Origin of the sequence: Paenibacillus spiritus, from assembly GCF_008710135.1 — a bacterium.
GTDB classification, from domain to species: Bacteria; Bacillota; Bacilli; order Paenibacillales; family Paenibacillaceae; genus Paenibacillus_AQ; species Paenibacillus_AQ glufosinatiresistens.
On record NZ_VYKK01000022.1, the window covers coordinates 208,458 to 230,250 of the forward strand.

Genomic DNA, 21,793 nt, shown 5'->3' on the forward strand with positions numbered 1-21,793 from the left:
GGTTCATGTCGGACAAATGCCCCTGCATAGACTAGAGCAACGGTCCAGACTTGCGACAAGGGAGACGATGCTTATGCTGCAGCACACGGTTCGCCGGGGCGATACGGTCGCCCGGGTGGCGGCCGTCTACGGACTGACCCCCGGCCATGTGATTCAGGGGAATCCGTGGGCCGCCGGGCAGGAGTACCTGATACCGGGCCAGGTTCTGTTCCTGCCTTCCGCTCCGCGCGCCCGGTATGCCCCCGCCGAGGGCGAGAGTCCGGAAGAAATCGCCGGCAGGCTTGGCGTCAGCCTGGAAGAGCTGGAGCGCTTTAATCCGGGGCTGTCCCCGGGTAGCGGGGCGGCTCCCCACCCGCTGTGGGTCATGCCGCCCCCGGCAAGCCGATCTATGGTCCGGCTTCGGGGAGAGTACGGGCCGGCGCATCTGGAAGAGGACCTGGAGCGCCTGGCCGGCAAGTATGCCGCAATCCGTGTCGAAACGATCGGAACCAGCGTAATGGGCAAGCCGCTTCGCGCGGTGCGGATCGGCAAGGGGCCGCGTCTGCTCCATGTGAATGCGGCGCTGCATGCCAATGAATGGCTGACCGCGCCCGCGCTGCTCGCCTTCATCGAGCAGTATGCCGAGGCCTTCGCGGCCGGAGGAAGCTGGAACGGCCGCCCCGTCCGGCACTGGTATCGGAACTGGACGCTGTGCGCCGTGCCGATGGCCAATCCCGACGGGGTCGAGCTGGTGCAGGAAGGCGCGGGCGAAGACCATCCGAGGCGTACGGAGCTGCTGCGCTGGAATGGGGGAAGGCGCAGCTTCCGGCACTGGAAGGCCAACGTCAGCGGAGTGGACCTCGGCGACCAGTTCCCCGCTTACTGGGAGGAAGAGCGGAAGCGGCGGGGGCGGATCGGACCGGCGCCGAGCGACTATGGAGGCGCCGCGCCGCTCTGCGAACCGGAGGCCGCCGCGCTTGCGGCGCTCTGCCAGTCGGCGCCGCCCGACATTGCGGTCTCCCTTCACAGCCAGGGGCGGGAGATCTACTGGAATTACCGCGGCATGGAACCCGGGGAGAGCGCAGGTCTGGCGAACCGGCTGGCCGCGGCCAGCGGCTACCGGGCCGTGGAGTTGACCGGCAGCGACGCGGGCTTCAAGGACTGGTTCATTCTGAAGTTCGGCCGCCCCGGCTTCACCGTGGAGCTCGGGCTGGGCCGCAATCCGCTGCCTCCGGAGGAGTTCGAGGATATGGTGCTGGAGACCGGCCAGATTTTGGCGGAGCTGATGAAAAACTAAAAAATAAGGGAATTTAAACTTAAAAATTTGAAACATTTTCTGAAATCCTACGTAAGATACAGCAAAGGGTATGGCCGCAGATTCAGCAGACCCCTGGCATAGGCGGTTATGCCCTTTTCCAAGCCCGAAAGGAGACCGCAATGAAACTGAGAAAGCTGCTGTCGCTGAAGGAATGGTCCCATGTGCTGCGCGGTGCGCTGAGACATCTGCTCTCGCCGAGAGTGGCAACGAGGGACAAGCTTCTGTTTATTATACCTGCCCTGCTGTATTGGGTGCTGCCCGACGTCATGCCCTTCATGCCGATTGACGATATCGGGGTGACGATGCTGCTGATGAACGCGTTCGTGGCCCGCATGGACCGCAAATACGGAGAGCAGCCGCCGCAGACCGCTTCAATCGTACAGGAACGGTAGTTGCTTTTCCGGTCGTTCATCCTATACAATATAAGGCACTGGCAATTCAAATTCTTGTAGTATGGGAGATGCGGCGGCAATGAACGTCAAGATTACCCGCAATGCGGCGAAAGTGATAAAGAAACAAATGGAACTGGCAGGCAACAGCGAACTGAAGCTGCGTGTGCTGATTACCCATTCCCATGGGGACCACGCCCACTATGGCCTTGATTTGGACATGCCCGGCGAGAACGATGTCGTCGTTCAGACCGATAAGGAGATCGACGTGGTGCTGGAGCAGGGACAGCCTCTGCTGGACGGCGTGAAGATCGATTATCTGTATTTCCCGCAGGAAGGCTTTGTCATCACTAATCCGTCCCAAGGGAACCATGGCGATCATTAAAGCGCCGGTCCTGCGGACTTGAAGAAGGGTAAGTAGAATGGCCAATGTAATTCGCATCTGCGACAAATGCAATCATATCAGCCGCAAGAGCCTGATTCCTAAGCTCCGCAAAATGGCTCCGGACGCCGAGATTCGTCAGGAGAGCTGCATATCGTATTGCGGCCCCTGCGGCAAGCGGGCCTTCGTCTCGATCAACGGACGCTATGTCAGCGGCCCGTCCGAGGAAGAAGTGCTCAAGAAGGCGGAGGCTTTCGTCAAGCAGCCGGTATCCCGGCCTTAATCCTTAAGAACCGTCAGACATTTGTCTGACGGTTCTTTTGTCTTGTGCAGGACGGACCATGTTGAGCGGACGCCCCGAACCGCGGGTCCGTCCTAACCGAATCCGAGCCGGCGGGCGGCTGCGGAAGAGGCCAGTTCGGCGAGAATCGGGGCAGGCAGCCAGTCGCCGAACTCTTCCGGTGAGACCCAGCGGTATCCGCTGTGCTCCGGCGACAGGGCGACCGGCATGAAATCTCCGGTAATCCGGCACGCGTAGGTCAGAAGCACAACCTGGCGTTCCGGATTCGTCAGGAAGGTGGCTGCATAGAGCAGTTCGCCGGCTGCGGTGCGCAGGCCGGTCTCTTCTTCGATTTCGCGGGCGAGCGCGTCCTCCAGCTTCTCGCCGAATTCCAGCTTGCCGCCCGGGAATTCCCACGTCCCGGGACCGGTCTCATCCGTGTCGGAACGGCGGAGGAGCAGCGCTTGTCCCTCATGGAGAATAAGTCCTTTCAAGGCAACGACAATCATCGGGTTCGATCCCGCCTTTCCTGCCGGCGGCCGCGATGCCGCCGGGCACATTTGGGGGTTACAGGGCCAGCATGCTATAATTAGACTTGCTGTGCAAGGTTATTTTATTATCTGGGGTACATAGAAGGGTGGCAGGACAATGAGTTATGGTCACATCGCGGACTATACGGCGCTGAACAACGGGGTTACGATGCCGCGGTTCGGGCTTGGCACATACAAGGCGGCCGGCGAAGAGGTGGAACGGGCGGTGGAAGCTGCGCTGGAGATGGGATACCGGAGCATCGACTCGGCCGCGCTCTACGGCAATGAGGCTGAAGTGGGGCGGGCGATCCGCAACAGCGGCATCGTTCGCAAGGAGCTGTTCGTCACCACGAAGGTGTGGAACGACGATCAGGGATACGACGAGACACTGCGTGCTTTTGAGAAGAGCCGGGAAGCGCTGGGACTGGAAGTCATTGACCTGTACCTCATTCACTGGCCGGGTCTTCACAAGTTCAAGGATACCTGGCGCGCCATGGAGCGGCTCTATCAGGAAGGAAGCGTCCGGGCAATCGGCGTCAGCAACTTCCAGATTCATCATCTGGAGAGCCTGATGCAGACGAGCGAGACGGTTCCGGCCGTCAATCAGGTGGAGCTTCATCCCCGCTTACAGCAGCGCAAGCTGCGCGATTACTGTGTCCTGAACAACATTCAGATCGAAGCGTGGGCCCCGCTGATGAAGGGAATGCTGAACGAGGACCCGGTGCTGAAGGCGATCGCGGGCAAGTACGGCAAGGCGGTCCCGCAGGTTATTCTGCGCTGGAACCTGCAGCATGACATTGTCACCATCCCGAAGTCGGTGACGCCGTCCCGGATTCAGCAGAACTGTGAGATCTTCGATTTCGAACTGACCGCGGAAGAGATGGAGCGGATCAACGCTATGGATGCCGATCAGCGCATCGGCCGCAATCCCGACGAAGTGATGTTCTAGCAGCTCCTGCTGCGGAGTGCCTGCCGCTCCGCCGCTTACGGCCCCTGATCGGCGGCTGAAGCCAAAGGCAGCCCGTCCGGAATTCCGGACGGGCTGCCTTCTGTCTGTTATCTCGGCGGAGCGGGCGGGACGGCTATTCCGCAGCGTCCCCGCTCTTGGGCGCGCGCGGCGGGAGCGGACCGAAATACTGATAGTACTGGCATTCGATCCGTCCGTTGAACAGCTTGCGGCGCTTGTCCGCTTTGCGGCCGAAATAATGCTCGAACTGCTTGGAGGGACTGAGCGCGAAGAACGACCAGGTCGGGAGCTGCTTGGACAGTCCGCCGAGCTGGCGGATCAGCCGTTCGACTTCCTCCTTGTCGCTGAGCCGTTCGCCGTAAGGCGGATTCGTGATGATGCAGCCGTACTCGCCTTCCGGCCGGGCCTTGGCGGCCGGAAGAACCGAGAAGGCAATCTCTTTGGCGAAGCCGGCGCTCTTCGCGGCCGCTTCGGCCACTTCGATGGCCTTGGGGTCGATGTCGCTTCCCGCAAGCTGAAGCGGCACATCGTCGCGCACGGCGTCGAAGGCTTCCTCCCGGGCTTCCTCCCACAGCTGCTTCGGAAGCAGCGGCCAGTGTTCCGAGGGGAAGGAGCGGCGCAGGCCGGGGGCGATGTTCCAGGCGATCATCGCGGCTTCGACGAGCAGCGTGCCCGAACCGCAGCAGGGATCGTAGAGGGGACGGCTGCCGTTCCAGCGGCTGAGCTGGATCAGGGCGGCGGCCATCGTCTCCTTCAGCGGTGCCTCTGTAATCAGCTTGCGGTAGCCGCGCTTGTGGAGGGCAGGACCTGTCGTATCGAGCGTAATCAGCGCAACGTCGTTCAGCAGGATCACTTCGATGACAAAACGCGGGCCGTTCTCCGGGAACCATTCGGTCCGGTAGGTGCCCTTGAGCCGTTCGACAACCGCCTTCTTCACAATGCCCTGGGCCGCCGGGACGCTGGTCAGGAGCGATTTGTGGGACCGGCCCTCCACCGGGAATTCTCCGTTCTCGGGAATCCAGTCTTCCCAGGCGATCGCCTTGACGCCTTCGAACAATTCATCGAAGGTGCGGGCCGGGAACTGCGCCATCTTGACCAGAACCCGGTCCGAGGTCCGCAGCCAGAGGTTGCAGCGGCAAATGTCCGCCAAGCCGCCCCGGAACACGACTCTGCCGTTCTCCGTGACGGTCTCGTATCCAAGCTCGTTCAGTTCGCGCGCCACAATGGCCTCAAGGCCCATCGGCGCAGTTGCGATCAATTCCAGATTATCCAAATTCACTTCAACTCCGTTATCTAGTATTCATCTAATCCGAAAAGGAGATTAACCGATGACCCAACCTTCATCCCCATCCCCCGAAGAATTTGCCGCCCAGGAGCGGTACAGTGAAGAACGCTACCCGGAAGACGGGCTGCTTCGCTCCGTCCGGCAGGCGATTGCAGAGGCCGGCATGCCTGAAGTATCCGTTGCGCCCGGGTACGGCCGGCTGCTTACGATGCTGGTAAGGCTGTCGGGAACCCGGCAGGCGCTGGAAATCGGCGCTCTGGGCGGGTACAGCGGCATCTGTCTGGCCCGGGGACTGCCGGCCGGAGGCCGGCTTACCTCGCTCGAGCTGAAGCCCGAGTATGCGGCTATGGCCCGTACGCATCTGGAGGCCGCCGGGTTCGGCGCAGCGGTGGACTACCGCATCGGCCCCGCGCTGGAGAGCCTGAAGCAGCTCGAGGCGGAAGGCCGGAGATTCGGCTTCTTCTTCATTGACGCCGACAAGGAGAATTACCCGGATTATCTGGAGGCGGCCATCCGCCTGGCCGAGCCCGGCGCGGTCATCGCCGGGGATAATCTCTTCCTGCGCGGCCGGACGCTGAACCCTGCCAAGAACGGGCCTGCGGTTCAGGCGATGCGCCGGTTCAATGAGACCATCGCCGGCGATCCCCGGCTGGAGAGCACGATCCTTCCGGCCTACGACGGACTGGCGCTGGCGATCGTGCGGGGCTGATCCCCTGCGGCGCGGCCTTTGGGGCCGTCTAGCGGAACAGCCGCAGCGGCGTCTCGCGGTACAGCTTGAATCGCACCCAGACGGTATTCAGCAGCAGCAGCCCGCCGGATACGATGAACAGCCCCTCGATGCCGATGTAGCCGGAGAGCACGCCGCCCAGCAGGGCTCCCGTCATATTGCCGAGCGCAAGCGTGCTGCTGTTGAAGCCGAAGGCCCGGCTCTCCTTGCCGTCAGGCGTATAGGACCGGATAAGCGCGTTGACGCTGGGCAGCAGGCCGCCCATGAACACGCCCATCAGGAACCGGACGACAATGAGCTGCCAGACGGACGTAACGAAAGACTGCGGAATCAGGAACAGCGCCGCTCCGATAAGCGCGTAGGTCAGAATCCGGTGGGCGCCCATCCGGTCGCTGAGCCTGCCGAGAATCGGTGAAGCGATCATGTTGGAAATGCCCGTCACCGCCGTTACGAGACCCGCCCAGAAGGCGATATCCTCCGGCGTGCCGTGCAGCTTCTCCACATAGATCGGCAGCAGCGCCATCGGACTGATCATCGCGAATTGCAGCAGGAACGTGACGCCGAAGAGAGCCGGAAGCTGGGGAATCCGGGCGAGTTCCCGGAAGCCCTGATAGACGGATACCTTCGGCTGATGCAGCGCCTCTTCGCGGTTGAAGTTCTCTTTGACCAGGAAGAGGGCCAGCAGCGAAGCGACGAACAGAAGCGCCCCCACAACGTAGAATATCGGCCGGAAGCCGATATAGTCGGCCATCAGCCCGCCGATCAGCGGACCCAGAATCGTGCCGGCGACCGAGCCCGACTGCATCATGCCCATCGCGAAGCCCGTTCGGTGCTTCGGCGTGGTGCCGGAGACGAGCGCGATGGAGGCCGGGTTGAAGCCCGAGATGGTGCCGTTGAGAAGCCGCAGCAGAAGGAGCTGCCAGGGCGTCTGGGCGAAGCCCATCAGAACGATGACAACGGCCATGCCGAAGCCGGAGCGCAGGAGCATGATTTTGCGTCCGTATTTGTCCGCCAGAGAGCCCCACAAGGGCTGAAAGATGAACGAGGTCATGAAGTTGGCGGCAAAAATCAGACCGGCCCAGACCCCGACCGCGTCGCCGCGGACGCCGAGATCCTGGGCCAGATACAGCGACAGGAACGGGGTAATCATCGTCATCCCCGCGTTGACCAGGAACTGTCCGAACCACAGCACAATGAGATTGATGCTCCAGGTCTCGAGCGTTCCCCATTTCATCTTCTTCAATGTGCCCCACTTCCCTTCTCTAACCATGATGTCCGGTAAAAGATGCCATGAAGCAGTATACCACAAATCGACAATCGGCGTTGAAATGCCCCCGGATGTGACAGATGTCACAGGAATGTCAACTCTCCGGGCAGTTGTGACGGTTGTTACAAACTTTTAAAACAGGCATAATATAAAGATGACAATCCGATCAAGAAGATGGAGACCTTATCATGACCTATAACGATACTTTTATCCGGGCGTGCCGCCGGCAGGAGACGGATTATGTGCCCGTGTGGTACATGCGCCAGGCCGGCCGCTACGACCCCGAATACCGCAAGATCAAGGAGAAATACTCGCTGCTCGAGATTTGCCGGCAGCCCGAGCTGGCGGCGGAAGTGACGCTGATGCCGGTGAAGAAGCTGGGCGTCGATGCGGCAATTCTGTATTCCGACATTATGAATCCGGTAGCTTCGCTGGGCGTCGAATTTGATATTGTCAAAAATATCGGCCCGGTCATCGAGAATCCGATCCGCAGCGCGGCCGATGTAGACCGGCTGAAGCCGATCGACGTGGAAGGCGATCTCGGCCATATCCTCGAGACGATCGCCATTCTGGACCGGGAGCTGGACGTGCCGCTGATCACATTCGCCGGGGCTCCGTTCACCATCGCCAGCTATCTTGTAGAAGGACGGCCGTCGAAGAGCTACATTCGGACCAAGGAGCTGATGTACGGCCAGCCGCAGGTCTGGTTCAAGCTGATGGACAAGCTCGGCGATATGGTCATCGCCTATCTGCGCAGCCATGTCAAGAGCGGCGGGAAGGCGTTCCAGCTGTTCGACAGCTGGGTCGGGGCGCTGGCGCCGGAAGATTTCCGGACGTACGTTCTGCCTACGGTCACCCGTATTTTTGCCGAGCTGGCCGATCTGGATGTGCCCAAAATCTACTTCCCGGGCGTAGCCTCCGGCGAACTGCTGCCCGAGCTGTCGGACTTGCGTGCCGATGTGATCGGGCTGGATTGGCGGGTGTCCATCGCCGAAGGACGGCGGCGCACCGGCGGACGGTTCGCGGTTCAGGGCAATCTGGACCCGTATCTGCTGACGGCGCCGGACGAGATGCTGAAGGAACGGGCCAAGCGCCTGATCGACGAAGGCGTGAAGGAGCCCGGTTATATTTTCAACCTGGGACACGGCCTGTATCCGGAAGCTTCTCTGGACAAGCTAAAGGAACTGACGGACTGCATTCATGAATATTCCCAGGAACTTCTTGCCGGTACCCGACCGTCCGGCGCCGTTCCATCCAACTAATAATCGTATGAGGTGAGGATTCGTGACAACCCAAATCGGTGTACTGGTCATGTCGTACGGAACCCCGGACAGCCTGGAGGGCGTTGAGGCTTATTACACACATATCCGCCGCGGCAATCCGCCGAGCGAAGAACAGCTCCGCGAGCTGAAGGACCGCTACGAAGCCATCGTCGGCGGGGTCTTCCCGCTCAGAGAGAATACGGACCGCCAGGTAGCGGCTCTGCAGGAGACGCTGGACCGCGAGAACCAGGACCCGGCCGTCCGTTATGTCTGCTATCAGGGACTCAAGCATGCCCATCCTTTCATTGAAGACGGCGTGGACAAGATGGCAAAAGACGGGATCAAGCGGGCCGTCGGCATTGTGCTTGCGCCGCATTACTCGTCGATGAGCGTGGGCGGCTACATCAAGCGCGCCCGGGAGCGCGCCCAGGAACACGGTATTGAAATGGCATTCGTCGAGAGCTATCATCTGCATCCGCTGCTGATTGATACGCTCAGCCGCCGGGTGTCGCAGCGGCTGGACGAATATGAGGAAGCCGGCGCGAAGCGGGAAGAGGTCAAGGTGCTGTTCAGCGCCCACAGCCTGCCGGAGCGGATTCTCGCCATGGGCGATCCGTACCGCGACCAGCTGCTGGCGACTTCGCAGGCCATTGCCGAGCGCACCGGCGTGACGAACTGGGAATTCACCTGGCAGAGCGCCGGACGGACGTCGGAGCCGTGGCTGGGTCCCGACATTCTCGATACGCTGCACCGCCTGAGCACGGAGCAGGTGGAAGATGTGCTGTCCGCGCCGGTCGGCTTCGTATCGGACCATCTTGAAGTGCTGTACGACCTGGATATTGAAGCCCAGGCGGTTGCGCGTGAACTGGACATGCGGCTGATGCGGATCGAATCGCTGAATAGCGATCCCGCCTATATGTCGGTGCTGAGCGATGTTGTGCGCAGCAAGGCGGGCGAGTGGAAGGCGGATCAGAAATGAGCGCTGCTCCGCGGAATGTAGTCATTATCGGCGGCGGGCTGAGTGGACTCAGCGCCGCCTTTTACGTGCGCAAGCATTACCGGGCAGCGGGAGTGGAGCCGCACATTACCGTTGTGGAACGGGACCGGGTGCTTGGGGGCAAGATTGAAACCTTGCGCAAGGAAGGCTTCGTCATCGAGAAGGGCCCGGATTCCTATCTGGCCCGGAAGCAGGAGATGACCGACCTGGCTGCGGAGCTGGGCGTGGACCGCGAGCTGACGACGACCAATCCGAATGCCAAGAAGACGTATATCCTGCAAGGCGGCCGGCTCCATCCGATGCCGGCCGGGCTGGTGCTCGGCATTCCCACCGAGTTGAAGCCGTTCTGGAAGAGCCGGATCGTCTCGCTGCCGGGCAAGCTGCGGGCGATGATGGATTTTGTCATCCCGCCCCGAAAGAGCGGGGAGGACGAATCGCTTGGAGCGCTTGTGGAACGCCGGCTTGGACGGGAAGTGCTGGAGAAGATGACCGAGCCTCTGCTGGCGGGAATCTATGCAGGAGACATGCATGCGATCAGTCTCCAATCCACCTTCCCCCAATTCGGCGAGGTGGAACGCCAGTATGGCAGTCTGATCCGGGGAATGACAAGCGGCCGGAAGCCTGCCGAGACCCATACGGGAACGAAGAAGAGCGCTTTTCTCACTTTCAGACAGGGACTCCAGACGCTGACCTCGGCGCTGGTTGAAGACCTCAAGCGGGATGCGGACCTGCGGACAGGGAGCGGCGCTGCCGCCATTGTCCGCAATGACGGAATTTCGGCGGGCAGCAGGTATACGGTCATCCTCGAGAACGGTGAACGGCTCCCGGCGGACGATGTTTACATTACTGTGCAGAACTTCGCGGCGGCGGAGTTGCTCCGTCCGCATGTCGAGGTCTCGGCGCTGGATGCCGTGAACTACGTAACTGTAGCCAATGTGGTCATGGCCTTCTCCGGCCAGGAGCTGGACGGCGGATTCGACGGATCGGGCTTTCTGGTGCCGCGCACGGAGGGGCGAGGCATTACGGCCTGCACCTGGACCTCCGCCAAATGGCTGCATACCGCTCCAGAAGACCGGGTGCTGCTGCGCTGTTACGTGGGCCGGGCCGGAGACGAGCAGAAAGCGATGCTTCCGGACGGAGAACTGGAAGAGCTGGTCCGCAAGGATCTGAGGGAAGTGATGGGCGTGACAGCCAAGCCGTTGTTCACGGAGATCACCCGTCTGCCGAAGTCGATGCCGCAGTATCCGGTCGGTCACCCGGCCGGCATTGCGGCGCTGCGGAACGAACTTGGGACCGCCCTTCCGGGCGTGCAAGTCTTCGGGGCAGGCTATGACGGCATCGGCATGCCCGACTGCATCAAGCATGCCAAGCTGGCGGCGCAGAAGGCTGCGGAACAGCTTCGTCAGGGATAGCAGGTGAAGCGGCGACCGAGAGCGGCTATACCGTCTTGTACTAAAGCACCGGCCGTTTTGGGGGAGTTCCCTTATACGGCCGGTTTTGTTATTCCGTAAGGGAGGCGAACGTCCCGGGTCTTTGGGGGCAACCGATTGCTGGCATCGGGGAGCAACTGAACGAAATGGTGGATTGACTGAAAAAAATGTCTATAATATAATCGGCCTGTAAGCGCATTCAGCCTTGTCCTGGTTCATGCAAACGAGAGGAGGTCTTCTTTTTTAACTGAAATTGCAAACGTTTGCACCAACACTGTGTCGCAATGTCACTTCAAGCCAATGCCGTTGGAAACGCTTGGGTATCACACTAATTTATTTCTGGGGGGAATTTGATTGGTAACGAAGCAAGCCCGAAGAATACTGTCTTTGCTGCTGTCCGCAGCCTTATGCATCAGCCTGCTCATCGGCCTGTCGGGCGGGGCTGAGGCCAGCAGCACGACGTATGCGGTATCGTATACGAATTCGACTGCAACGGCAGTCAAGCTGCACTGGACAACGAATAACTGGTCCTCATATACCGACACCGCCATGATTAAGAGCGGAACGTCCTTCACTGCCAATGTTGCCGTGGACGAGGGCGCTACGCTGACTTACTGTTATCACATCACGGCTCCGACAGACACATGGGACAACAACGGCGGCAAGAACTGGACAGTCGTTGTTCCCGTCAAGGGCAAGTATGAAGCCGAGAATTCGGCGCTGAGCGGCGGCGCGAAGGTCAATACCGACCATACCGGCTACACCGGCACCGGCTTTGTCGACGGGATGACCGCCGTGAACGCAGCGGCCGCCTTCACGGTTCAAGCCGACACCGCAGGTTCCTACAATGCGGCGCTGCATTATGCCAATGCCACGGGCAGCGCCAAGAACCTGTCTTTATACGTGAACGGCTCCAAGGTCAAGCAGGTCAGTCTCGCCACCCTTGCGAACTGGAATACATGGGCAGACCAGACGGCATCGGTCACGCTGAACGCGGGCAGCAATACGATCGCCTACAAGTATGACTCCGGCGACACCGGCAATGTCAACCTGGATTATCTGCAGGTTTCGGCGGTTACAACGCCTTCTCCTACGCCTACAGCAACTCCTACAGCAACTCCTACAGCAACTCCTACAGCAACTCCTACAGCAACGCCGACCGTGACGCCGACCGCGACGCCGACCGCAACGGCTACGGCAACACCGACGGCTACGGCAACGCCTACCCCGACCGCTACGGTAACGCCTACCCCGACCGCTACAGCGACCGCTCTGACGGTTCACTTCAAGAAGCCTTCCACCTGGGCATCCACAGTTCGGATTCACTACTGGAATCCGACGCCTTCCACCGTTCCGACAAGCGGAGCATGGCCGGGCGTGCTGATGACAGCAGAAGGCAACGACTGGTACAAGTACACGATTTCGGGTGCAACGGCAGCCAGCGTCATCTTCAACGACGGCAGCAAGCAGACCTCCGATCTGGTCCGCAGCGCCAAAGAAGGCTGGTACTATACAGACAATGCCTGGTATGACGCGAATCCTGAGGCTCCGCAGGTGCCGGTCATCAAGGCTTCTCCGGCTCCGGGAACCTATGACACGGCGCAAACGGTCGCACTGACCGGCAGCAATGCGGGAGACAAAATTTATTACACGACCAACGGTTCCACGCCGACCACCTCGTCGACGCTGTATACGGCGCCGATCCCGGTCGCTTCATCGATGACGATCAAGGCATTCGGCGTCAATTCCGCGGGGCAATCGGGCACTGTGTCCTCCTTTGCCTATGTCATTGACCTCAATGCGGATCTGCAGGCGCCGACAATTACGGCCAATCTGCCGGTCAAGACCTCCACATCGGTAAGTGTATCCTTCAATCTCAAGGATAACAAAGCCGGTACCGTATCCGCTTATTACACGGACAATGGAACGGAGCCTACAACCAGCTCCAAGCTCTACATCAGCGGCAACGCCCTGTCGGGTCTGGCCGGACCTGCCATTGTTCTGACCAAGGCTGCCACGCTGAAGTTCCTGGTTGTGGACGCGGCCGGCAACAAGACGACGCAGAGTTACTACTACTCGGTCGGCGGCCGTGGAGATTTCCGCGAAGACTCCATTTATTTTGTCATGACCTCCCGGTTCTATGACGGCGATCCCAGCAACAATAAGCATGCCTGGGATGACGCCAAAGCTGGCAATCCGGATGCCGATCCGGCCTACAGGGGAGATTTCAAGGGCCTGATCCAGAAGCTTGACTACATCAAGGCGCTAGGCTTCAGCGCCATCTGGATTACGCCAGTTGTGCAGAATGCCAGCGGCTATGATTACCACGGCTATCATGCAATCAATTTTGCCAAGGTAGACCCCCGTTACGAATCGGCGGGAGCTTCCTATCAGGATCTGATTGCGGCCGCCCATGCCAAAGGGCTGAAGATTATTCAGGATATTGTGGTGAACCACACCGGCAATTTTGGCGAGGAGAACCTGTTCCCGATGTTCAAGAAGGACCCGACGAAGGCGGATACCTCCGCGAATCTGGTCAAGATCACCGACAAGCTGCCGGCGAACTATGATACCATGACGCCGGACCAGCAGTATCAGGCCCGGATCAACCTGATGAAGAATGCCGATACGAACAACAATATTTACCACACCGAGAAGAGTCTGTCCTGGGAGTCCTATACGGTGCAGACCGGCCAGATCGCCGGCGACTGCGTGGACCTCAACACCGAGAATCCGGTGGTAGACCAGTATCTGATTGATACGTACAACAAGTACATCGACATGGGCGTTGACGCGTTCCGCGTGGATACGGTCAAGCATGTCAGCCGTTACATCTTCAACCGCTACTTCATCCCGGCCTGGAAAACGCATGGCGGCTCCGATTTCTATATCTTCGGCGAAGTGGCAACCCGCTACCGCGATGTCTGGAACAGCGGAATTCCGGCGATTTCGACTCCGTTCTATACCTGGAAGGAATCCAAAGCCTATCCGGGAGATACGGTGAACGACTATGCCGCCAACAAGCTGTCCGTGGAACAGAACTGGGCCGACAACCAGAACGTAGCAACCCAGCCGACCTCGAACAATGCGTTCCTGGAAGGCAACAACTACCATACGCCGGATTATTCCAAGAAGTCCGGTATGGATGTTATCGACTTCCCGATGCATTGGTCGTTCAAGACGGCGCAGGAAGCCTTCGGCATGCGCAGCGGCGACAAGTATTACAATGACGCCACCTGGAATGTAACCTACGTCGATTCCCACGACTATGCGCCGGACGGTGCGCCGGAGAACCAGCGTTTCGCCGGCACCCAGGATACCTGGGCCGAGAATCTGGACCTGATGTTCCTGTTCCGGGGCATCCCGGCCATCTTCTACGGTTCCGAGGTTGAATTCCAGAAGGGCATGCCGATTGACGTCGGTCCGAACGCTCCGCTCAGCACGACGGGCCGAGCATACTTCGGAGACCGCATCGAAGGCAGCGTAACGGTGCAGGATTACGGCAGATATACGAATGCGACCGGCAAAATGGCCGAATCGCTGAACTATCCGCTCGCCAAGCACATCCGCCAGCTTAACCTGATTCGCCGCGCCGTGCCTGCGCTCCAGAAAGGCCAGTATTCGACGGAGAACGTATCCGGCGATATGGCGTTCAAACGCAGATACACGGATGCTTCCAAGGGCATTGACAGCTTCGTGCTCGTGACCATCTCCAGCGGAGCCACTTTCACCGGCATCCCGAACGGGAAGTACGTGGATGCCGTTACCGGAGACGTCAAGAATGTAACGAACGGCACGCTGTCCATCTCTCTGTCCGGCAAGGGCAATGCCCGTGCTTACGTGCTGAACGGCACCGGCGGCATCGGCGAGAGCGGTACGTACCTGAAATAAAATAGAGAAGCCCAGTCCTATTCCAGGGAAACTCTTGGAACGGCACTGGGCTTTTTTTATTTTAGGAAGATTGTAATTTATAGAATATGTTTAAATAATATACAAAAATATCTAAACAGGGGGATGGTAAATGAATTCAGATGCAAGAAATGGGATTGTTTTTTATTTTACTTCCTTGCTATTGGCGGTATTGTTCGTCTTCTCTCTATTGAACGCGACCCCTTCTAACCCCTTGGACGCTTACAAATTTACTATACTTCAAAAAATATTTCCACAAGGATGGGGCTTTTTTAGCAAAGCTCCCCAAGACGAAGTTATGAAGATTTACAATACGGACCTGCACTCTGCGACGGATTGGCCCAATAACTCAATGAATAATTTATTCGGCATCAACAGAAAAGGCAGAACACAAGGAATCGAATTAGGGCTCTTGTATACACAAGTTGCTGCCCGGCCCTGGAAAAGCTGTAATGAGAAAATGGGTCAATGCCTTAAAAGGGATGAAAAGTCGGCTGCCGTCAAGCTTGAAAACATTACACCGAAGCCAAACTTGTGCGGAGATTACTTTATTGTTTCCCAAAAACCAGTGCCTTGGGCATGGGCTGATTTGATCCAACCGGAAGATATGCCTTCAAAGTATATAAAAGTCCATGTCCTCTGTACAAAACAAAGAAGGAATTAGGGAGAAGTAGGAGGCTGTAGATGCTAAAAAGATTAAATTCAATCCCAACCTTAGTGATAAGCGGTACTCCGCCATGGACGAATGTTTATGGATTGGCGAGAACTTTGATTGCACTGTCGCTTCTGCTTACCTTAATCACGAACGACGTAACGACTTTATTTAAACCGGCGGCGGGAATAAATGAATATCCGTCATGCTCCGTTTATGCGGTGAGCATATTCTGCGTACTGCCAAATAATTATCCTAATCTAGAGTTGTTAAAGTGGATCTCTGTCTTGATTCTGCTTATTGTCGCCTCTGGGTGGAGGCCGAGGTTCACGGGAATCTTGCATTGGTGGGTTGCCTCATCCCTTCAAAATACCGGGATAACACTGGATGGAGGAGAGCAGGTAGCCACTGTACTCACACTTCTGCTTATCCCGGTTACCCTTTTCGATCATCGGAAATGGCATTGGCTTCCGCCGCGTTCAGATAACACAATGACAAGTACAGGCATACCCCATTTGATATCTTTTTTGTTCTTATTCTCCATTCGTGTGCAAATGGCCATTATCTATTTCAATGCAGCTCTTTCCAAACTGAAGAATAAGGAATGGATTGATGGGACGGCTATTTATTATTATTTTCATGATCCCATGCTGGGGTTGAATTCCTTCTTGCTCTCTTTGCTTAACCCCTTAATTGAAAGTTCTTTTGTGGTTCTGTTGACTTGGGGCACTATTATTGTCGAATTGCTTTTGGGAAGTGGAATTGTTGCCCATAAAGAAAAACGATTTTTCTTCCTTTACCTGGGGCTGGCTTTACATACGTTGATTGCAATCTGCCTCGGACTATACTCCTTTTCTTTGGTAATGTTTGCAGGTCTGATTTTGGCCTTTCGTCCGTTTGAGCATAGCTTTGGAAAGAAAATATCCATGGATTCTCTAAAGGAGGTTCACCAATGAAAAAAATTGTCGCGTTTGTATTGGTCTTTTCTTTGGTCCTGATGAATGGCTTCACCAGTGATGGCGGTGCAGAGGCAAGTTCCAAGGAAGCCTATTCGGGGGAAGATCTTTTTCGAGGTTTGTTTTTTGTTCAAGGCGAAGTAGCCAAGCAGCTTTCATCCGAAATTTATACCCATGATCTTTATCAGACCGCCAATACAAAAGAAGCGGTTGGTCAGGTCGACAAAATCGTAGCTAACGTAGAAAAGCTTGAACCCGGATATTTCAACCGGTTGAAGGGCGCTGTCGATTCAAAGAACCCGCTGGAGCTGGAACGGGCTTTGGGCAAAGGATCAGAGCTGATTTACTCTGCCCTAAAAAGCGATGGTATAAACGTAACTTCCATTGACTCCAAGCAATTAGGCTATGCAAGCGGTCAATGTGCCGTTGCTGCTGTTGTATTTGTGGCCGGACTGGCAGTCGTTTGGTATGCTGGAGCTGTTGCGCAAGTTGTAGGCGGGGGCGCATATGTATTGGTAGATGGCGTATATTTCTATCATGCGGCAGTCCAAGTTAAAACGGTTGCGGTTTCTTATTCACGGGAGAACGATCTAACAAGAGAGATGTATATTCGTAATGTGATTAAGGGTTTAAAGTAGAATACCGCTAAGAACTAAAGGAGGAGAAAGGAAACCAACCATGTGGAGCTTGACATTTGGCTTGTTTCTTCTTGCAGTCGGATGGATTCTGAAGAGATTTCCTCCCCGCTCGATCAACTCGATTTACGGCTTTCGCACTTCTCTGTCTATGAGCACCGAGACAAGGTGGAGAGAGGCGAACCGTTACTGCGCAGTCCTGTTCATGATCTGCGGGGCGGTGCTGCTGGGAATCGGGATGATATTGAATTTGTTTTTGCGTACGGAGATCAGCGTAATCCTACTCGCTATCCTGATGTTAGCCAGCTTCATTGTCATTATTGCGCGGGTGGAACGAAGAATTAAGAAGATAGAATGAACGGCCTGACCCCCGGATTCCGGGGGTCTCTTGGTCTGCGGGGCTTATGCTATAATGGAACGAGTTTATCAGGTAAAGGAGTTATTGCATTGTATCCTCCACGATCCGACAGAAACCAAGTCTCTAAGCGCAAGCGCAGCCGCCGTCTGCGGCTGCGGATCAATCTGGCGCTGCTGCTCTTGATTGCGGGGGCGCTTGCCCTGGCGCTGGGCCAGCGGGATGGCGGCGGGCGCGAGGCGGCCGGACCGGCTGTTCCGCCGCCTTCTGCCCCGGCCGCGCCGTCCTCTGCGCCGGCCGAGACCAGGCCGCCAGCGTCGCCGAGCCTGCCGCCTTCGGCCCCGCCGGCGGCATCGCCTTCTCCGGACGCCCCGGTACCGGCGTCCGCAACCCCGCCGCCTTCCGGAAGCGGCGGCGAAGAGGGCGGCGCTCCGGCGCCGCCGCCCGCGGCACCCGCGGCCTCCGAAGAGGCCGCGCCGGAGGCTCCCGGCGGCGGGAACGCCGGCACGCCAGACGACGGCTCGCCCGAGGTGTCCCTGAGCTTCGCGGGAGACACGATCTTTGCCGGCAAGGTCGGCGAGCTGTTGGAGAAGCAGGGCTACGACTATGCCTTCAGCCGGCTGGACGGGATGTTCCGCAGCGACGATCTGACGGTCGTGAATCTGGAGACGCCGGTAACCGAAGGCGGAACGGGCGCGGCCAACAAGCAGTTCGTATTCCGCTCGTCGCCGAAGGCGCTCGGCGCCATGAAGAGAGCGGGCATCGACGCCGTCAATCTGGCCAACAATCACTCGCTTGACAGGGGACAGGAGGGGCTGTCCGATACGCTCTCGCTGCTGGACGAGGCCGGCATCGCGCGGGTCGGCGCCGGACAGAATGCGGCGGAAGCCTATACGGTCCGTTACTTTGAGCGGAAGGGTATCCGGATCGCGCTGCTCGGCTTCACCCGGGTCGTGCCGGAGACTTCCTGGATCGCCACGGCCCGGACTCCGGGACTGGCGTCCGTCTATGACAGCGCCCAGGCGCTGAAGGCCATAGCCGACGCCCGCCGGGAAGCCGACCTCGTAGTCGTGATGGTTCATTGGGGCAAAGAGCGGCAGGAGGCCTTCAGTCCCCAACAGCAGGAGCTGGGCCGCAGCTTCATCGATGCGGGGGCGGATCTGGTGATAGGCAGCCATCCGCATGTGCTGCAGGGCCTTGAGCCTTATAAGGGCAAATGGATCGCCTACAGCACCGGCAACTTTGTATTTACTCGGTCCGCGACCCCTTCCACCTGGGAGACGGCGGTATTCCGGGCGAACTGCAAAGTGGACGGACAGTGCAGGCTGACGCTGAAGCCGATGGACGCCGAACTGGGCCGGCCGGTGCCGATGGCGGCGGAGCAGGGAGAGAAGCTGCTGAAGCGGATGGAGGCTCTGTCGGAAGGCCGCGTCTCGATCGACGAGGCCGGCCGGGTGTCGGTTCGCTAGGAAGCGGCCGGAATCCGGCCGCCCGGTTATTTTGTTGAGATTCAGGAGGGCCGATTATGTCTGACAACAACCCGTGTGTCGCGCATCGGGGCTTCTCCGGCAAGGCGCCGGAGAACACGCTGGCTGCCATCCGCATGGCGCTGGAGCTGCCCTATGTGACCTGGCTGGAGATTGATGTGCAGTTGTCCCGGGACGGAGTCCCCGTCGTCATCCACGATTACTCGCTGGACCGGACTACGAACGGACACGGCCGGGTGAAGGAAATGGACTATGCGAACCTGCGCCGGCTCGATGCCGGGAGCTGGAAATCGAAGTCCTACCGCGGAGAGAAGATTCCCTCTCTGGAAGAAGTGCTGGAGCTGGCGGCAGGACGGGCCAAGCTGAATATTGAGCTGAAGAACGTAGGGCGGCCGTACCCGGATCTGGAGCGCCGGGTGACGGAGCTGATTGCTTCCAAAGGAATGCGGGAAGAGGTCGTGCTGACTTCCTTCGATGCTCCGACCCTGCGGCGTCTGCGGGACTCGGCGCCGGATTTCAGGACCGGGCTCATCTTCGATGCCCGGTGGAGCAGCCCGGTCCGCCCGATGCAGCAATTGGGCTGCTCCTTCCTCTCCATTAAGGGAGCGCGGCTTAACACGGCGCTGGCCCGCTTTCTGACGCAGCGCGGCGCAGAAGTCATGGCCTGGACGGTGGACAAGCCCGAATCGATGCGTCGCCTTGCAGACATTCATTCTGATATAATGATATGTACGAACCGCCCGGATCTGTGGGGCGAGACGTTCTGGCGTCAATAGACCAATTTAAGAGCGAAAGAGAGCTGAATGCCCATGTGCGCTGCCGTTAACAATTTGTACTGCGTCGGTAGAAATTACAGACTTCATGCCGAAGAACTCGGCAATCAGGTGCCGACCGAACCGCTGATCTTTATGAAGCCGTCGCATGCGGCCGTTCCGCTGGACAAGGCCGTCATCCAGCTGCCGAAAGATGCGGGGCTCATTCATTACGAAGGCGAGCTGGTGCTGCGCATCGGCCGCGACTACGCTCCGGGGATGAGCGTGGAGAAGCTGGTGGATGTCATGGCGCTTGGCCTTGACTTCACGCTGCGCGACATTCACAACGATCTTCAGAAGAGGGGCCTGCCCTGGACGGCAGCCAAGGGATTCCGCAACGCGGCTCCGCTGACGCCGTTCATTGCTTTTCCCGACAAGGAAGAGCTGGAGGCGACCGACTTCACCGTCCGCAAGAACGGGGAGGAGGTCCAGCGCGGCAATGTCAAGAACATGATCTTCTCTCTGCAGACGATCATTGACTTCATCGGCACCCGGTACGGTCTCGGCGAAGGCGATGTGATCTTCACGGGAACGCCGGCCGGGGTAGGCCCGGTCGTTCCGGGCGATTCGTTCGAGCTCCGCTGGGGCGACCGGCTGCTGGGGACCTGCCTCATCGGATGATTCTTCTTGTGCTTAAATGGCTCTTTGGCGCGGCCGGCGCGCTGGCCGTCTCGGCGGCAGCCTTCTGGAAGCGGTCGCTCAGCTTCTCGGGCCTAATGGCCGCCTTCGTCATGGGCACCGTCTATTTCGGCGCCGGAAATGCGTTCTGGTTCGGCATTCTGCTGCTGTTCTTCATCACGTCCAGCCTGCTGTCGAAGATGAAGGCCGGGATCAAGGAAGAACTGGAGCGCGATTATGCCAAGACGGGCCGCCGCGACGCCGGACAGGTGCTAGCGAACGGCGGTGTGGGCATGCTCTTCGTGCTGGCCCACGCCATCCGGCCGCTGGACGTCTGGCCGGTGCTCTTCATCGGCGCGATGGCGACCGTGACGGCGGATACCTGGGCCACGGAACTCGGCACGCTGAGCCGCCGCCCTCCGCGCTCCGTCCGGACGGGACGGGTGCTGAGGCCCGGCCAGTCCGGGGGCGTGTCCCTGCTTGGAACGGCCGCTGCGGCGGCCGGCGGACTGCTGATCGGCGCCGCAGGCTGGCTGCTCGCGCAGGCTGCGGGGATGGACGCCGGGAGTCTCATCGCCTGGTCGGCAGCAGGACTTGTCGGCGGTCTGGCCGGAGCATTCGCCGATTCGCTGCTCGGTGCGACGGTGCAGGCGATGAACCGCTGCGCAACATGCGGCCGCGAAGTCGAGGCAGCCTTCCACCACGGCAGGCCGACGCTTCCCGGCCGGGGCTGGCGGTGGATGAACAACGATGCCGTGAATGCAATCAGTTCGCTGCTGGGTTCGGCTGCGGCGCTTCTGGCCGCCGCGCTGCTCGGCGGAATTTGAACCGGGCCGGCGTCCGCTGGCCGGATGCCGGACTGAATCCTAACAGAACCTGCAACAGAAAGAAGGGACCTGACACTTGAGTGGAGGGAGCAACGAGAGAGAGGGCAAATCCGACAAACCGGATAAGCAGAGGGCCATTTTGGACGCCGCTTTTTCACTGTTTGGCTCCAAAGGCTTCTATGAGACCCGGATCGCCGAGGTGGCGGAGCTGGCCGGCATTGCCAAAGGCACAGTCTATCTGTATTTTCGCAACAAGGAAGAGCTGTTCCTCGCCGTCTCACGGCGAGACTGCGAACAATTCATGACCCAGTTGGCTGCCCGTCTGAAGCGGGAGGAGACCCCCGCCGGGAAGCTGGCGGCGATTGCGGAGCATCATCTGCTCTATTATTACGAGCGCAAGCAGCATACCAAGCTGTTCTTCCGCGCGCCCACCAACCATCCGGAGCTGATGGCCTTCATGCAGCAATTCATGGAAGCCTACACCAACCTGGTGCAGCAGGTGCTTCTGGATGCGGACGCAGCGGAGGCGCAATTGTTGTCACAGGCGTACATCGGAATGCTGGATCGGCTGAAAATGGACATCCTGTTCGACCCTGCCTTCACGGAGGCGGATGCCAGGCACCGGATTGCGTTCGCGGCGGATCTGTTCCTGCGGGGCGCGGAATCCGGGAAATACAAGCACTGACGGAACGAGAACTAGAGGCTTCAAGGAAATCCAATTAGGCAGGC

The 21,793-nt window shown here is 58.8% G+C and carries 22 protein-coding genes; 19 read left to right on the forward strand and 3 right to left on the reverse strand.

Annotation, left to right across the window (positions count from 1 at the left end; genetic code table 11):
• Positions 1-73: 73 nt before the first annotated feature.
• The 4 genes from F4V43_RS15835 (at position 74) to F4V43_RS15850 (ending at position 2,351) form a co-directional block, all read left to right on the forward strand.
• The gene (locus F4V43_RS15835; RefSeq protein ID WP_150459224.1) at positions 74-1,276 is read left to right on the forward strand and encodes a M14 family metallopeptidase; all 1,203 of its coding nucleotides are present in this window, start codon (positions 74-76) and stop codon (positions 1,274-1,276) included.
• Positions 1,277-1,416: 140 nt separating this feature from the next.
• Positions 1,417-1,689: a hypothetical protein gene (locus F4V43_RS15840; protein ID WP_150459225.1), complete on the forward strand. Its 273-nt coding sequence runs from the start codon at positions 1,417-1,419 to the stop codon at positions 1,687-1,689.
• Positions 1,690-1,768: 79 nt separating this feature from the next.
• Positions 1,769-2,071: an iron-sulfur cluster assembly accessory protein gene (locus F4V43_RS15845; protein WP_150459226.1), complete on the forward strand. Its 303-nt coding sequence runs from the start codon at positions 1,769-1,771 to the stop codon at positions 2,069-2,071.
• A 37-nt stretch (positions 2,072-2,108) separates the two neighbouring features.
• The gene (locus F4V43_RS15850) at positions 2,109-2,351 is read left to right on the forward strand and encodes a DUF1450 domain-containing protein (RefSeq protein ID WP_150459227.1); all 243 of its coding nucleotides are present in this window, start codon (positions 2,109-2,111) and stop codon (positions 2,349-2,351) included.
• A gap of 92 nt (positions 2,352-2,443) precedes the next feature.
• On the opposite strand, the gene F4V43_RS15855 is transcribed toward F4V43_RS15850, so the two are convergent.
• Positions 2,444-2,857 (reverse strand): NUDIX hydrolase, encoded by a 414-nt coding sequence (locus F4V43_RS15855; protein ID WP_150459228.1) that lies wholly within the window; start codon positions 2,855-2,857, stop codon positions 2,444-2,446.
• A 139-nt stretch (positions 2,858-2,996) separates the two neighbouring features.
• On the opposite strand from F4V43_RS15855, the gene F4V43_RS15860 reads away from it, so the two are divergent.
• Positions 2,997-3,827 carry an aldo/keto reductase gene (locus F4V43_RS15860; RefSeq protein ID WP_150459229.1) on the forward strand — a complete coding sequence of 277 codons (831 nt, stop codon included), beginning with the start codon at positions 2,997-2,999 and terminating at the stop codon, positions 3,825-3,827.
• A 133-nt stretch (positions 3,828-3,960) separates the two neighbouring features.
• Here the strand turns inward: F4V43_RS15860 and F4V43_RS15865 are convergent, their stop codons facing one another.
• Positions 3,961-5,118, reverse strand: a complete 1,158-nt coding sequence (locus tag F4V43_RS15865) for a class I SAM-dependent RNA methyltransferase (RefSeq protein ID WP_150459271.1) — start codon at positions 5,116-5,118, stop codon at positions 3,961-3,963.
• A 55-nt stretch (positions 5,119-5,173) separates the two neighbouring features.
• On the opposite strand from F4V43_RS15865, the gene F4V43_RS15870 reads away from it, so the two are divergent.
• Positions 5,174-5,839, forward strand: a complete 666-nt coding sequence (locus tag F4V43_RS15870) for an O-methyltransferase (RefSeq protein WP_150459230.1) — start codon at positions 5,174-5,176, stop codon at positions 5,837-5,839.
• Positions 5,840-5,867: 28 nt separating this feature from the next.
• On the opposite strand, the gene F4V43_RS15875 is transcribed toward F4V43_RS15870, so the two are convergent.
• Positions 5,868-7,091 (reverse strand): MFS transporter, encoded by a 1,224-nt coding sequence (locus tag F4V43_RS15875; RefSeq protein ID WP_150459272.1) that lies wholly within the window; start codon positions 7,089-7,091, stop codon positions 5,868-5,870.
• A gap of 221 nt (positions 7,092-7,312) precedes the next feature.
• Here F4V43_RS15875 and hemE point away from each other — a divergent pair, with 221 nt between their 5' ends.
• From hemE to F4V43_RS15940, 13 genes are all read left to right on the forward strand, one after another.
• Positions 7,313-8,386, forward strand: a complete 1,074-nt coding sequence (gene hemE / locus F4V43_RS15880) for a uroporphyrinogen decarboxylase (RefSeq protein WP_150459231.1) — start codon at positions 7,313-7,315, stop codon at positions 8,384-8,386.
• A gap of 22 nt (positions 8,387-8,408) precedes the next feature.
• Positions 8,409-9,365 carry a ferrochelatase gene (hemH, locus tag F4V43_RS15885; protein WP_150459232.1) on the forward strand — a complete coding sequence of 319 codons (957 nt, stop codon included), beginning with the start codon at positions 8,409-8,411 and terminating at the stop codon, positions 9,363-9,365.
• Positions 9,362-10,795, forward strand: coding sequence for a protoporphyrinogen oxidase (gene hemG / locus F4V43_RS15890; protein WP_150459233.1), 1,434 nt, complete (start codon positions 9,362-9,364; stop codon positions 10,793-10,795). Before hemH ends, hemG begins: the two co-directional genes overlap by 4 nt.
• 372 nt (positions 10,796-11,167) lie before the next feature.
• Positions 11,168-14,704 carry an alpha-amylase family glycosyl hydrolase gene (locus F4V43_RS15895; RefSeq protein ID WP_150459234.1) on the forward strand — a complete coding sequence of 1,179 codons (3,537 nt, stop codon included), beginning with the start codon at positions 11,168-11,170 and terminating at the stop codon, positions 14,702-14,704.
• A 130-nt stretch (positions 14,705-14,834) separates the two neighbouring features.
• Positions 14,835-15,386, forward strand: coding sequence for an SdpA family antimicrobial peptide system protein (locus F4V43_RS15900; RefSeq protein WP_150459235.1), 552 nt, complete (start codon positions 14,835-14,837; stop codon positions 15,384-15,386).
• Between the two features lie 20 nt (positions 15,387-15,406).
• A complete protein-coding gene (locus F4V43_RS15905) occupies positions 15,407-16,330 on the forward strand; it encodes a sporulation-delaying protein SdpB family protein (protein ID WP_150459236.1) in 924 nt (307 codons plus the stop codon).
• Complete coding sequence (locus F4V43_RS15910; RefSeq protein WP_150459237.1) at positions 16,327-16,968, forward strand: sporulation delaying protein family toxin; 642 nt, start codon at positions 16,327-16,329, stop codon at positions 16,966-16,968. Before F4V43_RS15905 ends, F4V43_RS15910 begins: the two co-directional genes overlap by 4 nt.
• Positions 16,969-17,008: 40 nt before the next feature.
• A complete protein-coding gene (locus F4V43_RS15915) occupies positions 17,009-17,323 on the forward strand; it encodes an SdpI family protein (protein ID WP_150459238.1) in 315 nt (104 codons plus the stop codon).
• Positions 17,324-17,412: 89 nt separating this feature from the next.
• Entirely contained in the window at positions 17,413-18,789 is a 1,377-nt protein-coding gene (locus F4V43_RS15920) for a CapA family protein (protein ID WP_150459239.1), read from the forward strand.
• Between the two features lie 56 nt (positions 18,790-18,845).
• Positions 18,846-19,583 (forward strand): glycerophosphodiester phosphodiesterase, encoded by a 738-nt coding sequence (locus F4V43_RS15925; protein ID WP_150459240.1) that lies wholly within the window; start codon positions 18,846-18,848, stop codon positions 19,581-19,583.
• Between the two features lie 33 nt (positions 19,584-19,616).
• Complete coding sequence (locus F4V43_RS15930; protein WP_150459273.1) at positions 19,617-20,240, forward strand: fumarylacetoacetate hydrolase family protein; 624 nt, start codon at positions 19,617-19,619, stop codon at positions 20,238-20,240.
• On the forward strand, positions 20,237-21,064 hold the full coding sequence (locus F4V43_RS15935) for a DUF92 domain-containing protein (RefSeq protein WP_150459241.1): 828 nt from the start codon (positions 20,237-20,239) through the stop codon (positions 21,062-21,064). The genes F4V43_RS15930 and F4V43_RS15935 overlap by 4 nt, the downstream gene beginning before the upstream one ends.
• A 76-nt stretch (positions 21,065-21,140) precedes the next feature.
• Entirely contained in the window at positions 21,141-21,749 is a 609-nt protein-coding gene (locus F4V43_RS15940) for a TetR/AcrR family transcriptional regulator (RefSeq protein WP_150459242.1), read from the forward strand.
• Positions 21,750-21,793: the final 44 nt, after the last annotated feature.

Coding starts and splice junctions, on each gene's coding strand:
- F4V43_RS15835 (WP_150459224.1), top strand. CDS start 74: ATGCTGCAGCACACGGTTCGCCGGGGCGATACGGTCGCCCGGGTGGCG.
- F4V43_RS15840 (WP_150459225.1), top strand. CDS start 1,417: ATGAAACTGAGAAAGCTGCTGTCGCTGAAGGAATGGTCCCATGTGCTG.
- F4V43_RS15845 (WP_150459226.1), top strand. CDS start 1,769: ATGAACGTCAAGATTACCCGCAATGCGGCGAAAGTGATAAAGAAACAA.
- F4V43_RS15850 (WP_150459227.1), top strand. CDS start 2,109: ATGGCCAATGTAATTCGCATCTGCGACAAATGCAATCATATCAGCCGC.
- F4V43_RS15855 (WP_150459228.1), bottom strand. CDS start 2,857: ATGATTGTCGTTGCCTTGAAAGGACTTATTCTCCATGAGGGACAAGCG.
- F4V43_RS15860 (WP_150459229.1), top strand. CDS start 2,997: ATGAGTTATGGTCACATCGCGGACTATACGGCGCTGAACAACGGGGTT.
- F4V43_RS15870 (WP_150459230.1), top strand. CDS start 5,174: ATGACCCAACCTTCATCCCCATCCCCCGAAGAATTTGCCGCCCAGGAG.
- F4V43_RS15875 (WP_150459272.1), bottom strand. CDS start 7,091: ATGAAATGGGGAACGCTCGAGACCTGGAGCATCAATCTCATTGTGCTG.
- hemE (WP_150459231.1), top strand. CDS start 7,313: ATGACCTATAACGATACTTTTATCCGGGCGTGCCGCCGGCAGGAGACG.
- hemG (WP_150459233.1), top strand. CDS start 9,362: ATGAGCGCTGCTCCGCGGAATGTAGTCATTATCGGCGGCGGGCTGAGT.
- F4V43_RS15900 (WP_150459235.1), top strand. CDS start 14,835: ATGAATTCAGATGCAAGAAATGGGATTGTTTTTTATTTTACTTCCTTG.
- F4V43_RS15905 (WP_150459236.1), top strand. CDS start 15,407: ATGCTAAAAAGATTAAATTCAATCCCAACCTTAGTGATAAGCGGTACT.
- F4V43_RS15910 (WP_150459237.1), top strand. CDS start 16,327: ATGAAAAAAATTGTCGCGTTTGTATTGGTCTTTTCTTTGGTCCTGATG.
- F4V43_RS15915 (WP_150459238.1), top strand. CDS start 17,009: ATGTGGAGCTTGACATTTGGCTTGTTTCTTCTTGCAGTCGGATGGATT.
- F4V43_RS15925 (WP_150459240.1), top strand. CDS start 18,846: ATGTCTGACAACAACCCGTGTGTCGCGCATCGGGGCTTCTCCGGCAAG.
- F4V43_RS15930 (WP_150459273.1), top strand. CDS start 19,617: ATGTGCGCTGCCGTTAACAATTTGTACTGCGTCGGTAGAAATTACAGA.
- F4V43_RS15935 (WP_150459241.1), top strand. CDS start 20,237: ATGATTCTTCTTGTGCTTAAATGGCTCTTTGGCGCGGCCGGCGCGCTG.